The sequence below is a fragment of the Kitasatospora cathayae genome (assembly GCF_027627435.1).
Classification (GTDB): Bacteria; Actinomycetota; Actinomycetes; order Streptomycetales; family Streptomycetaceae; genus Kitasatospora; species Kitasatospora cathayae.
The window spans coordinates 7042114-7056616 of sequence record NZ_CP115450.1 but is presented as its reverse complement, the minus strand read 5'-3'; the positions used below and the strand labels follow the sequence as shown (position 1 = coordinate 7056616).

At 75.6% G+C, this 14503-nt stretch carries 1 protein-coding gene; it reads right to left on the bottom strand.

What is annotated here, in order from left to right:
- Positions 1–23: 23 nt before the first annotated feature.
- Positions 24–14315, bottom strand: a complete 14292-nt coding sequence (locus tag O1G21_RS32010; protein ID WP_270148556.1) for a type I polyketide synthase — start codon at positions 14313–14315, stop codon at positions 24–26.
- Positions 14316–14503: the final 188 nt, after the last annotated feature.

Here is a 14503-nt window from a genome sequence, read left to right as displayed (position 1 = left end):
ACGGGCCGTGCGGGTCGTCGGGGCTACGGCCGCTCCTGGTCGACCAGGGCGAACAGCTCGTCGTCGGTGGCCGTGTCGAGGTCGGTGTCGGGCTCCCCGTCCGCCACGGCACCCGAGCCCGGGCCCGCCGCTGCGGGCCCCGCCACCGCGTCGAGCAGTTCGCGCAGCCGGTCGGCGACCCGCTGGCGTGCCGTCTCGTCGCCGAGGAGGTCCGGCAGGTGGTCGCCGACCGCCCGCAGGCCGGCCAGCACGGGCTCCTCCTCGGGGTCCGGCAGATCGAGCCTGCCGAGGAGGTGGTCGGCGACCAGCGCGGGGCTCGGGTGGTCGAAGACCATGGTCGCCGGGATCCGCAGCCCGGTCAGGGCGGCCAGCCGGTTGCGCAGTTCGACGGCGGTGAGCGAGTCCACGCCGAGTTCCTTGAAGGCGCGGGCGTCGCGCACCAGGGCCGGGTCGGTGTGGCCGAGCACCGCGGCGACCTGCGCGGTGACCAGGTCGAGCAGGGTGCTCCGCCGTTCCGCGGCCGGAAGCCGGGTGAGCCGGGCGACCAGGGACTCCGCTCCGCCGTCGCCGGTGGCCGCGGCGCGGCGGACCACCGTGGTGCGCACCAGGTCCCGCAGCGGCGCGGGGACGGCCGCGGGCTCGGCGCGCAGCGCGCGGGTGTCGAGCCGGGCGGGGACCACGACGGGTTCGCCGGCGGACAGCGCGGCGTCGAACAGGGCGAGCCCCTCCGCCGAGCCCATCGGCACCAACCCGCTGCGGACCATCCGGGCCCGGTCCGCCTCGGCGAGGTGTCCGGTCATCCCGCTGGCGTCTTCCCACAGGCCCCAGGCCAGCGAGGTCGCGGCCTGTCCCCGGGCCGCGCGGTGGCGGCCGAGCGCGTCGAGGAAGGTGTTGGCGGCGGCGTAGTTGGCCTGTCCCGGCGCGCCGTTGACGCCGGCGATGGAGGAGTAGAGGACGAACGCCGCCAGGTCGAGGTCGCGGGTGAGCTCGTGCAGGTGCCAGGCCGCGTCGATCTTCGGGCGCAGCACACGGTCGACCTGTTCAGGGGTGAGCGCGGTGAGCACGCCGTCGTCGAGGACGCCGGCCGCGTGGACGACGGCGGTGAGCGGGTGCTCGGCCGGGATGCCGTCCAGTACGCCGGCCAGGGCCGCGCGGTCGGCGATGTCGGCGCCGACCACGGTGACCTGCGCCCCGGCCGCGGTGAGCTCAGCGACCAGATCGTCGATCCCGCGCGCCGCCGGGCCGCTGCGGCTGACCAGCAGCAGGTGCCGCACGCCGTGGTGGTGGACCAGGTGACGGGCGAGCAGGGTGCCGAGCAGGCCGGTGGCGCCGGTGATCAGGACGGTGCCGTCCGGGTCGAGCGCGGGCGTCATGGTCAGCACGTTCTTGCCCACGTGCCGGGCCTCGCGCAGGTGCCGGAAGGCGTCCTTGGCCCGGCGGACGTCCCAGGCCCGGACCGGGGAGAGGGTCAGCGCGCCGGCCCGGAACAGTTCCAGGACCTCGCGCAGCATCTGTCCGATCCGTTCCGGCCCGGCGTCGACCAGGTCGTACGCCCGGTAGGCGACTCCGGCGTGGTCGCGGGCCACGTCGTCGGCGGCACGGATGTCGGTCTTGCCCATCTCCACGAAGCGGCCACCGGGCACGGTGAGCCGCAGCGAGGCGTCGACGTACTCGCGGGCCAGCGAGTTGAGCACCACGTCGACGCCGCGCCCGTCGGTGGCGGTGCGGATCCGCTCCTCGAAGTCGAGGGAGCGGGAGGAGGCGCGGTGGGCCTCGTCGAGGCCGAGGTCGCGGAGCACCGCCTGCTTGGCCGGGCTGGTGGTGCCGTAGACCTCCGCGCCCAGGTGGCGGGCGAGTTGGACGGCGGCCATGCCGACGCCGCCGGTGGCCGCGTGGATCAGCACCCGTTCGCCGGCCTTCAGCCCGGCGAGGTCGACCAGCCCGTAGTAGGCGGTCAGGTGGACCACCGGGACGGACGCGGCCTCGGCGAAGGTCCAGCCCTCGGGCATCGGGGCGATCATGCGGCGGTCCGCGACGGCCACCGGGCCGAAGGCGTGGAAGAACATTCCCAGCACGCGGTCCCCGGGGGCGAACTCGGTGACGCCGGGGCCGACTTCGGTGACGATGCCGGCGCCCTCGCTGCCGAGGACGATCCGCCCCGGGTACATGCCGAGGGCCATCAGCACGTCCCGGAAGTTCAGCCCGCCGGCGCGCACCGCGACGCGTACCTGACCGGCCTCCAGCGGGCGGTCGGCGGCGTCGGCGGGTACCAGCGCCAGGCTGTCCAGGGTGCCGGCCTCGGGGATCTCCAATCGCCAGGCGGGCGCGTCCGGGACGGGCAGGGCGGGCCTGCTCGCGGCCGGGACGAGCCGGGGCACGAACAGCTCGGCACCGCGCAGCACCAGCTGCGGCTCGCCGGAGGCCAGCGCGGTCGGCAGCAGCCGGGCGGCGGCCTCGCCGTCCAGGTCGATCAGCCGGAACCGGCCGGGGTTCTCGGTCTGGGCGCTCGCCAGCAGGCCCCAGACGCCCGACTGGGCCAGGTCGGCGGCGAGGGCGTCGGCGGTCACCACCACCAGCTCCGTCCCCTCCAGCCGGTCGTCGGCGAGCCAGTCCCGGAGCAGCTCCAGGGTGCGGTGCACGGCCCGGCGGGCGCGGTCGGCCGGGTCCGGGCCGTCGGGTACGGCGACCGGGGCCAGCACGACGGCCGGGCGGTGGTCGGCCGCGGCCACGGCGGCCGGGTCGGCGTGGGTCACGGGCGCGTCCTGCTCCGCGGGCCACCAGGCGGGCGGTTCGCCGAGGACGGCCCAGTCGCCCGCGTCCGGCTCCCCGGGGCCGGGCCGCAACGGGACCAGCTCCACCAGGTGCAGTGCGTCGGGGGCCCCCGCGGCGGCGGCCAGCGCCTCCCGGGCAGCGGGCCGCAGCACCAGGGAGTCGACCGTCAGCACCGGGGCGCCGGTGCCGTCGGCGACCGCCACGGAGACCGCGTCGGGCCCGGCCGGGCTGAGCCGCACCCGGATCCGGGTGGCCCCGGAGGCGTGCACGCGCACGCCCCGCCAGGCGAACGGCAGCCCGCCCTCGCGGTCGTCGGCGAGCAGCAGGGGGTGCAGGGCGCTGTCGAAGAGCCCCGGGTGCACCAGGTGGCCGTCGGCGTCCGCCGCGTCCAGCCCGGCCTCCGCGTAGAGCTCGGCGCCGTGCCGCCACAGCCGGGTCAGGCCCTGGAAGCTCGGCCCGTACCGGAAGCCGTCGGCGGCGAGCCGCTCGTACGCTCCGTCGAGGTCGACCTCCACGGCGCCGGTCGGCGGCCAGGCGCGCAGCTCGACCGGGGCGCCGCCGACCGTGCCGAGCACGGCCTCGACGTGGTCGCTCCACGGCGGGGCGGCGGCCTCGGTCTCCGGGCGGGAGTGGACGGTGACCTGGCGGCGGCCCTCCTCGTCGGCCGGCGAGACCACGGCCCGGACCAGCACGCCGCCGCGTTCCGGGACGACCAGCGGCGCGGTGATGGTCACCTCCTCCAGGCAGGGCGCGCCGACCCGGTCGCCGATCGCGGTGAGCAGCTCGGCGAAGGCGGTGCCGGGCAGCAGGACGCGGTCGAAGACGGTGTGGTCGGCCAGCCAGGGCACGGCGGCCCGGGTCAGGCGGCCGGTCAGCACCAGTGCGCCGTCCGGCAGGTCGACGGCGGCCCCGATCAGCGGGTGGCCGCTGCCGGCCAGGCCGGCGGCCGAGACGTCGGTGTCGGGGCCGACCGGGTCGAGCCAGTACCGCTCCCGTTGGAACGGGTAGGTCGGCAGCTCGACCGCGGGGCCCCCGGAGCCCTCGAAGCAGCAGGTCCAGTCCACCGGGACGCCGTGGACGAAGAGTTCGGCGGCGGCGGTGAGGAACTGGTCGAGCCCGCCGCGTCGGCGGCGCAGCGAGCCGGTCACCACGGCACCGGCCCGGTCGGCGTGCTCGGCCCGGTCGCGGATGCCGACGGTGAGCACCGGGTGCGGGCTGCACTCGACGAAGACCCCGTGTCCCGTCGCCAGCAGCTCGCCGACCACGTCGTCGAGGCGCACGGTGCGGCGCAGGTTCTCGTACCAGTACTCGGCGTCCATCGCGGCGGTGTCGTGCGGCCGTCCGGTGACGGTGGACCACATCGGCACGTCGCCGGAGACGGGGGCGAGGTCGCGCAGCTCGGCCAGCAGCCGTTCGCGGAGCGGTTCGACCTGGGCGGAGTGCGAGGCGTAGTCCACCGGGATCCGGCGCACCTCGACGCCGGCGGCGACCAGTTCGGCCTCGAAGCCGTCCAGCGCCTCGCTCCAGCCGGAGACCACGGTGGCCCGAGGACCGTTCACCGCCGCCACCGAGAGCCGCCCGTCCCAGCCCTCCAGGGCCCGCGCCACCTCGTCGGCGGGCAGCGGGACCGACAGCATGCCGCCGGTGCCCGCCAGTTCGGTCAGCGCCCGGCTGCGCAGGACGACGATCCGCGCGGCGTCCGTGAGGGAGAGGCCGCCGGCCACGTGCGCGGCCGCGATCTCGCCCTGGGAGTGGCCCAGCACGGCGGCCGGGGTCACGCCCAGGGAGCGCCACAGCGCCGCCAGCGAGACCATCACCGCGAACAGCGCGGGCTGCACCACGTCGACCCGCTCCAGGGACGGCGCGTCCTCGTTCCCGGCCACGGCGTCCAGCACCGACCAGCCGGCGAGTTCGCCGATGACCCGGTCGCAGGCGCGCATGGACTCGGCGAACACCGGTGCGGTGTCGAGCAGTTCGGCGGCCATGCCGAGCCACTGGGAGCCCTGGCCGGGGAAGACGAAGACCACGTCACCGGGCTGGTCGCCGCGCTCGCCGATCACCGCCAGGCGGTCCGGCTCCCCGGCGGCCAGCGCCCGCAGCCGGGCCCGCAGCTCGTCGGGCGCCCCGCCGACCACGACCGCGCGGTGTTCGAAGAGCGAGCGGGTGCCGAGCAGCGAGCTGCCGACCCGGGCCGGCTCGTCCGCCGGCCACTCGGCGAGCCGGGCGGCCTGTTCGCGCAGGGCGGCGGCGCTGCGGGCGGAGAGCACCCAGGGCACCACGGCCGGCGGGGTACGGTCGGTCGCCTCGGTCGCCTCGGCCGGTTCCTCGGCCGGGGCCTGCTCGATGATCACGTGGGCGTTGGTGCCGCTGATGCCGAAGGCCGAGACGGCGGCCCGCCGGATGCCGTCCTCGTGCCACGGACGGCTGTCGGCGAGCAGCTCGACCGCTCCCGAGGCCCAGTCCACGTGCGGGGACGGCCGGTCGGCGTGCAGGCTCCGGGGCAGTACTCCGTCGCGCAGCGCCATGACCATCTTGATCACCCCGGCGACGCCGGCGGCGGCCTGGGTGTGCCCGAGGTTGGACTTCACCGAGCCGAGGTACAGCGGCCGGTCGGCCGGGCGGTCCTGCCCGTAGGTGGCCAGCAGGGCCTCGGCCTCGATCGGGTCGCCGAGCCGGGTACCGGTGCCGTGCGCCTCGACCACGTCCACGTCCTGGGTGGCGAGGCCGGCGTTGGCCAGCGCCTGGCGGATCACCCGCTGCTGGGACGGCCCGTTGGGGGCGGTGAGGCCGTTCGAAGCGCCGTCCTGGTTGACCGCGCTGCCGCGCACCACCGCCAGCACCCGGTGGCCGTGGCGCCGGGCGTCCGACAGCCGCTCCAGGACGAGCACCCCGACGCCCTCGGACCAGCCGGTGCCGTCCGCCCCGGCCGAGAACGGCTTGCACCGCCCGTCGGGTGACAGACCGCGCTGGCGGGCGAACTCCACGAAGGTGCCGGGCGTCGACATCACGGTGACGCCGCCGGCCAGCGCCAGCGAGCACTCCCCCGCCCGCAGCGCCTGGGCGGCCAGGTGCACCGCCACCAGCGAGGAGGAGCAGGCGGTGTCGACGGTGATCGCCGGCCCGGTCAGGCCGAAGGTGTAGGACAGCCGCCCGGAGAGCACGCTGCCGGTGTTGCCGGTCAGCAGGATGCCCTCCAGCTCCTCGGGCATCCGGTCCACGCTCGGCGCGTAGTCGTGGTACATCTGCCCGGCGAAGACGCCGGTGCGGCTGCCGCGCAGCGCGGCCGGGTCGATCCCGGCGCGCTCCAGCGACTCCCACGCGGTCTCCAGCAGGAGCCGCTGCTGCGGGTCCATGCCCAGCGCCTCGCGCGGCGAGATCCCGAAGAAGCCGGCGTCGAACTCGGCGGCCCCGTGCAGGAATCCACCACCGGTGGTGTAGGTGTGTCCGGTCCGGTCGGGGTCCGGGTCGTGGAGGTCGGCGGGCCAGCCGCGGTCCTCCGGGAAGCCGGAGATCACGTCGCGGCCCTCGACCACCATCCGCCACAGCTCCTCCGGGGAGTCCACCTCGCCCGGGTAGCGGCAGGCCATGCCGACGATGGCGATCGGCTCGTCCGGCCGGACCGGTGCCGCCGGTGCCGACGCGGCGTCCGTGCGCTCCTCGCCCAGCCGGGCCAGCAGGTGGTCGGCCACCTGCCGGGGCGTCGGGTAGTCGAAGACCAGGGTGGTCGGCAGCTTCGCACCGACCGCGGTGGACAGGCCGTTGCGCAGTTCGACGGCGGTCAGCGAGTCGAGGCCGAGGCTCTGGAAGGTGCGTTCCACGTCGAGCGCTTCGGGGTCGGCGTGGCCGAGCACGCCGGCCGTGGCGTCCCGGACCAGCCTGACCAGCGCGGCCTCCCGGTCCGCGGCCGACAGGGCGGCGGGCAGGGCCGCGGTGGACGCCGGGCCGCCGGCGGCGGTCCGCCGTCCCGGGGCTCCGGTCCGCACCAGCCCGCGCAGCAGTGGCGGCACCTCGCCGGCCGGCACGGCGGCCGCGTCGAAGCGCATCGGTACGACCAACGCCCGGTCCTGGCGCACCGCCAGGTCGAACAGGCCCACGCCGGTGTCGTGCGGCAACGGCAGCACGCCGGTCCGGGCCATCCGGGCGAAGTCGGCGCCGCTCAGGGACTCGGCCATGCCGCCGGCGGGCGCCCACAGGCCCCAGGCGAGCGAGGTGGCCGGCAGGCCCTCCCGGGCCCGGCGCACGGCCAGGGCGTCCAGGAAGGCGTTGGCGGCCGCGTAGTTGGCCTGGCCCGCGGCACCGATCTGGGCCGAGATCGACGAGTAGAGCACGAAGGCGGTCAGCCCCAGTTCCCGGGTCGCCTCGTGCAGCGCCCAGGCGGCGTCGACCTTGGGGCGCAGCACCGCGTCCAGCCGCTCCCCGGTCAGGGCGGTCACGGTGCCGTCGTCCAGCACGCCGGCGGCGTGCACGACGGCGGTGAGCGGGTGCTCGGGCGGCAGGTCGCCCAGGACCGCCGCCAGCGCCTCGCGGTCGGCGGCGTCGCAGGCCACGACGGTGGCCTCGGCCCCCGCCTCGGCCAGCTCCGTCCGCAGCCGGGCCGCCGACGGGGCGGCGGGACCGCTGCGGCTCAGCACCAGCAGCCGCCGCACGCCGTGGACCCGCACCAGGTGTCGGGCCAGGGCGGCGCCCAGCTCACCGGTGCCGCCGGTGAGCAGCACCGTCCCCTCCGGGCCGAAGGCCTGCTCCGGCGCGTCCGGCGCGGGCGCGAGCCGGGCCAGCCGCGGGGCGAGCACGGCGCCGTCGCGCAGCGCGAGCTCCGGCTCCGCCGAGTCCGGCACCACGGCCGGGTCGGGTCGGCCGTCCACGGCGACGATCCGGAACCGGCCCGGGTGCTCGGTGGCCGCCGACCTCAGCAGCCCGCGCACCCCGGCCGCCGTCACGTCGCCCTCGTCGAGCAGGAAGACCAGGCAGGCGTCGGCGAACCGCTCCTCGGCCAGCCAGCCCTGCACCAGGCGCAGGGCGTTTCCGGTCAGCTCGTGGGTCGCGGCGACGACGTCGGCGCCACCGGCGGGCACCGTCACCACGGTGAGCGGACGGACCGGGCCGGACAGCTCCGCCGGATCGCCGTCCCAGGGCAGCGCGGCCCACTCGCCCGGGTCCGCCGCGGAGGCCTCGACCGGCACCCAGTCGATGTGGAAGAGGTGGTCGGCGGCGGGGTCGGCGGCAGCGCTCGCCGCACGCCAGGTCAGCGCCTCGACGGTGACCACCGGACGGCCCTCGGCGTCGGCGAGCCGCAGTGCGACCAGGTCCGGACCGATCGGAGTGATCCTCACCCGCAGCCGGTCGGCGCCGGTCGCGTGGACCTCCACGCCCTGCCAGGCGAACGGCAGCACGCCCGGCCCGTCCTGGCGCACCGCGCCCGGCAGCCACGGGTGCAATGCCGCGTCGAGCAGCGCGGGATGGACGACGAACGGGTCGTCCGTGCGGCGCACCTGGAGCTGGACCTCGGCGCAGATCTCTTCGCCGGCCCGCCAGAGGTGGCGCAGGCCGCGGAAGGCCGGACCGTAGGCGTAGCCGTGCTCGGCGAGGCGGTCGTAGACGTCCACCGCGTCGATCTCTACGGCGCCGGGCGGGGGCCAGGCGGCAGCCGCGCCGGGGGCGTCCAGGGCCTCGGACGGCGTCGCGGAGGCGCGGCCGAGCACACCGCTGGCGTTCCGGGTCCAGGCGTCCTCGGCGGTGCTGCTGCCACCGCCGGTGCGCGAGTGGACGGCGACGTCCCGGCGCCCGGCGGCGTCGGCGGCCGAGACGGTCACCCGCACCAGTGCCACACCGTGCTCGGACAGGGCCAGTGGCGAGGTCACCGTCAGGTCCTCGACCCTGGGCGCCCCCACCCGGTCACCGGCGGCGACCACCAGCTCCACGAACGCGGCACCGGGCAGCAACAGACCGCCGGGGACGACGTGGTCGGTGAGCCAGGGGTGGCTGGACAGGGAGATCCGTCCGGTCAACACCAGCCCGCCGTCCGGCAGTTCGACAGCGGCGGCGAGCAGCGGATGGCCGGTCTCGGACAGGCCCGCCGAGGAGACGTCACCGGCGGAAACCGGCTCCAGCCAGTAGCGCTCGCGCTGGAAGGGGTAGGTCGGCAGGGCGACGCGCTGAGGGTCGTGGGGAGCGAACAGGGCCGGCCAGTCGACGTCCGCGCCGTGGACGAAGGCGTGCGCCAGCGCGGTCACGGCCTGCCGGTACTCGCTACGATCCTTGCGCAGCACCGGGACGGCGTTGTCCGCGAGGGCGGACAGCACACCGTCCGGGCCGAGCTCCACCCAGGCGCCGGCGTTGGCGACTTCGAGGGCGTCGGCGAAACGGACCGTACGGGACACGTGCTCGACCCAGTACTGCGGCTGCGACCACTCGCCCTCCACCGGGCGGCCGGTGACCGAGGAGACCGCCGGGAGCTGTGGTTCACGGAAGTTCAGGCCTTCCACGACGGTGCGGAAGTCCTCAAGCATCGGCTCCATCAGCGGCGAGTGGAACGCGTGGCTCACGTCCAACCGCTTCGTCCGCCGACCCGCCAGCCCCTCGATCACCTTCAGGACCTCGGCCTCGACGCCCGAAACCACCACCGACGTCGCCGAGTTGACCGCCGCAATCCCCACACCCTCGGTCAGCAGCGGCGTGACCTCGTCCTCGGCGGCCTCGACCGCGACCATCACCCCGCCCTCGGGCAGGGCGTCCATCAAACCGGCACGGGCGCGCACCAGCCGGCACGCGTCCGCCAGGTCCAGCACACCCGCCACATGCGCCGCCGCGATCTCACCCACCGAATGCCCGACCAGCACAGTCGGGGTCACGCCCCAGGACGACAACAACCGGAACTGCGCCACCTGCAACGCGAACAACGCCGGCTGCGCCATCCCCGTACGCCCCAGGCCCTCACCCGACACGACCGCCTCCGCCACCGGCAGGCCGAGCTGAGCACACACCTCGTCGAACGCCGTACGGAACACCGGGAACGCCTCGTACAACTCCCGGCCCATCCCCACCCGCTGACCACCCTGGCCCGCGAACAGGAAACCCACACCCGACCCGGATCCATCAGCCAACACCGGCTCAGCGGAAAGGAGTTCCTCCCGGTCCGCACCCAGCAGCACCGCCCGGTGCGCGAACACCGACCGCGACGTCACCAGCGACCAACCCGCATCCACCGGATCACCAGCGAACGACACCGCCTGCTCCAGCCGCGCCCGCAACGCCTCCGGCGACCGCGCCGACACCACCCACGGCACCACCGGCATCCCAACCCGCTGACCGCCAGGCTCAGTTACCGGAGCCGGATCACCCTCCTCCACGATCACATGCGCGTTCGTCCCACTGATCCCGAACGACGACACACCCGCCCGCCGAGGCCGCTCCCCTGCCGACCACTCCCGAGCCTCCGAGAGCAGCTCCACCGCCCCCGCGTCCCAGTCCACGTGCGAGGTCGGCTCATCCAGATGCAACGACCGCGGCAACACACCGTGCCGCATCGCCATCACCATCTTGATCACACCCGCCACACCGGCGGCCGCCTGGGTGTGCCCGATGTTCGACTTCACCGAGCCGAGGTAGAGCGGCTGACCGGTCGAGCGGTCCCCTCCGTACGTCGCCAGCAGGGCTTCCGCCTCGATCGGGTCCCCGAGCCTCGTGCCCGTCCCGTGCGCCTCCACCGCGTCCACCTCGGACGCCGCGAGCCCCGCCGACGCCAACGCCGCCCGGATCACCCGCTCCTGCGAAGGCCCGTTCGGCGCCGTCAACCCATTGCTCGCACCGTCCTGGTTGACCGCACTGCCCCGCACCACCGCGAGCACCTGGTGCCCGTTGCGCCGCGCATCCGAAAGACGCTCCACGAGCAGCACACCGACACCCTCGGACCAGCCCGTCCCGTCCGCATCGGCCGAGAAGGACTTGCACCGCCCGTCCGGCGCCAGCCCGCCCTGCCGGGAGAACTCCACGAACATCCCGGGCGAGGACATCACCGTCACCCCGCCCACGACGCCCAGCGAGCACTCCCCGTTGCGCAGCGCCTGCGCCGCCAGGTGCAGGGCCACCAGCGAGGACGAGCACGCCGTGTCCACCGTCAGCGCCGGCCCGGTGAACCCGAAGGCGTACGCGATCCGGCCGGACATCACACTGGGCGAACCGCCGGTCAACAGGAAGCCGTTGAGGCTGTCGGGTGCCGCGTGCCGGCGCGGGCCGTACTCCTCGGCGGTGGCGCCGACGTAGACGCCGGTCTGGCTGCCGCGCAGCGACTGCGGGTCGATGCCCGCGTGCTCGAAGGCCTCCCAGGTGGTTTCGAGCAGCAGCCGCTGCTGCGGGTCCATGCCGAGCGCCTCGCGCGGCGAGATGCCGAAGAAGTCCGCGTCGAACCAGGTCGCGGTGGACAGGAAGCCGCCGTGCCGGACCGGGCCGGGCGCCCATCCCCGGTCGGTCGGGAAGGCGGAGACGACGTCCCGCTCGCCCGCGATCAGGTCCCACAGTTCCTCCGGCGATCCGGCCCCGCCGGGGAACCGGCAGCCGATGCCGACGATCGCGATCGGGTCGTCGTCCGCCGTTCCCGGAGCCGCCGTTCCCGGAGCCGCCGCACCCGCCGCCTCCGCCGAGGCCTCCGCCGTTCCGAGCGAGCGGTACAGGTGCTCGGCGAGTCGGCGCGGTGTCGGGTGGTCGAAGACCAGGCCCGCGCGCAGCGGGATCCCGGTCCGGGTGACGAGCGCGTCGCGCAGTTCGACCGAGGTCACCGAGGTGAGGCCGAGGTCGCGGAAGGTGCTGTCGGCGTCGAGCTGCGCGGCGTCTGTGTCGAGGACCCGCGCGAGGGTCCGGTTCACCAGTTCGATGACCTCTGCCTCGGGGTCGGGCAGTTCGGCCAGCTGCCGCCGGAGCGCGTCGGCCCGGCTGGGCTCGTGCGCGGGCCCGTCGGCGCGCGGGACGCCGAGCCAGTGCCGCTCACGCTGGAACGCGTACGTGGGCAGCGGGATCCGGCGGGCGCCGGTGCCTTCGAACAGCCGCGGCCAGTCCACCTCGACGCCGTGCGCGTAGAGCCGGCCGAGGGCGGTCAGCAGTTGGACGGGCTCACCGCGTCCGGCCCGGAGCGTGGCCGCCGCCGGCACGTCGGGCCGGGTGTCGGCGATCGCCCCGGTCAGGGCGGCGTCGGGGCCGACCTCCAGGAGGACGGTCGCGTCGGCGGCGCGGACCGCGTCCGCGAACCGGACCGGCCGGCGCACGTTGCGCGCCCAGTAGTCCGGCGAGGCGATTTCCTCCGCGGTGAGCGGCAGGCCGGTGACGGTGGAGACCATCGGCACGCGCGGCGGGTGGAACGGCAGTTCCGCCACGACCCGCCGGAACTCCGGCAGCATCGGGTCCATCTGCGGCGAGTGGAAGGCATGGCTGACGGTGAGCCGCTTCACCCGCCGACCGCGGGCGCGCAGCTGTTCGGCGATCTCCGCGACGACCGTGGAGTCGCCGGAGAGCACCACCGAGGTCGGACCGTTGACGGCGGCGATGTCGGCGACCTCGGCGACGTCGGCGGAGGGGGAACGCTCGTCGAGCAGGGCACGGACCTCGTCCTCCGAGGCCTCGACGGCGACCATGGCCGCGCGGTCCGCCGGCAGCGCCTGCATCAGGGTGGCGCGGGCCGCCACCAGCGCGCAGGCGTCGGGCAGTTCGAGTGCGCCGGCCAGGTGCGCGGCCGCGACCTCGCCGACGGAGTGACCGATCACCACGTCGGGGCGCACGCCCCAGGCCTCCAGCAGCCGGGCCAGGGCGACCTCGACGGCGAACAGGGCCGGCTGGGTCCGGCCGGTCAGGTCGAGCCCCTCACCCGAGTCGATCGTCTCGGCGAGCGAGCCGCCGAGCAGCGGGTCCAGGTGGCGGCAGACCTCCGCGAAGGCGTGTGCGAACTCCGGGTAGGCGGCGCGCAGTTCGCGCCCCATCGCGACGCGCTGCGCGCCCTGGCCGGTGAAGACCAGGCCGAGGCGCGGCCGCTGCCCGGCGGGCGTTCCGGAGGCGGCCACGTCGCGCAGGGCGGCGAACAGCTCGTCGGCGTCCGTGCCGACGACGACCGCGCGGTGGGCGTGGACGGCGCGGGCGGTGACCAGCGAGTGGCCGATGTCCACCGGGTCCGCGCCGGTCAGCGCGCCGAGCCGCCGCGCCTGGGCGCGCAGCGCGGCCGGGGTGTGGCCGCTGAGCACCCAGGGCACGGCGGGCATCGCCGCGGTGGGGCCGGACGGCTCGACCGGGGTGCGCCCTTCGGCCAGCACCAGGTGACAGTTGGTGCCGCCCATCCCGAAGGAGCTGACGCCGGCCACCAGGGTCCGGTCGGGGCGGGGCCAGGCGCGCAGCTCGGTCGCCACGTCCAGCCGCAGGTCCGCGAGCGGGATCCGCGGGTTGGGCAGTTCGTGGTGCAGGGTGGCCGGGATCTCGCGGTGGCGCAGCGCGAGGACCGTCTTGACCAGACCGGCGATCCCGGCGGCCCCTTCGAGGTGGCCGATGTTGGTCTTCACCGAGCCGACCACGAGCGGGGGTTCGTCCATCGAGCGCCCGGCGAGTCCGGCACCGAGCGCGGCGGCCTCGACGGGGTCGCCGACGGGGGTGCCGGTGCCGTGCAGTTCGACGTACTGGAGGTCGGCGGGGCCGATGCCGGCGGCCCGGTGGGCGGCGGCGAGCACGGCCTGCTGGGCGGCGGCGCTGGGGGTGGTCAGGCTGTCCTCGCCGCCGTGGTTGACCGCCCCGCCGAGGATGGTCGCCAGTACGGTGTCACCGTCGGCGAGCGCCGCGGCCAGCGGCTTCAGCAGGACGGCGGCGGCGCCCTCGCCGCGGACGAAGCCGTTGGCCCGGGCGTCGAAGGTGCGGCAGACGCCGTCGGGCGACAGTCCGCCCCAGGCGGCGAGCAGTTCCTCGTTCTCGGGGCCGAGCAGCAGGTTGACCCCGGCCGCGACGGCGAGTTCGGACTCGCCGCGCCGCAGGCTCTCGCAGGCCAGGTGGACGGCGACCAGGGAGGAGGACTGGCCGGTGTCCACGACCAGGCTGGGGCCGCCCGCGCCGAGGAAGTGGGAGAGCCGGTTGGCGATGACGCTGCGGTGGACCCCGACGGCGGTGTGCCGGTCGTAGCCCTCGGGGCCGGTCCGGCGGCTCAACTCGCCGTACTCGTCCCAGATCGCGCCGACGAAGACGCCGAGCCGACCGGTCTGCGAGGGGCGGACGCCGGCGTTCTCCAGTGCCTCCCAGCCGACTTCGAGGACGAGCCGCTGCTGCGGGTCGGTCGCGTCGGCCTCCTCCGCGGTCATCCCGAAGAACGCGGCGTCGAACCGGTCGACCTGGTCCAGGTAGCCGCCCCGGGCACGGCCGGTCGCAGTCCCCGCCCGGTCGGCGGGCGCCTCGGTGACGGCGTCGGTGCCGGTGCGCAGCAGCTTCCAGAACTCCTCGACGCCGTCCGCGCCGGGAAAACGGCAGGACAGCCCGATGACGGCGATCACGCCGTCCGTCGCTTCGAAATCACCAACGGAGCCGTTCATGGCTCTCCCATCGTCGATTTGTTCGGGACAATGGCCGCGCAAGGACGATCAGATTTCGATGCTAGCCAGGGCGCCCCACCGGCGGCTCCCCTGGACGGCCCCTACCGCGCCCCCGAAGAACCCCTACCGGGAGGGGGTCCGAATTTCGCCAGGTGGGCGCGGATTCCGCCATTCCCGGGATTGTCCGC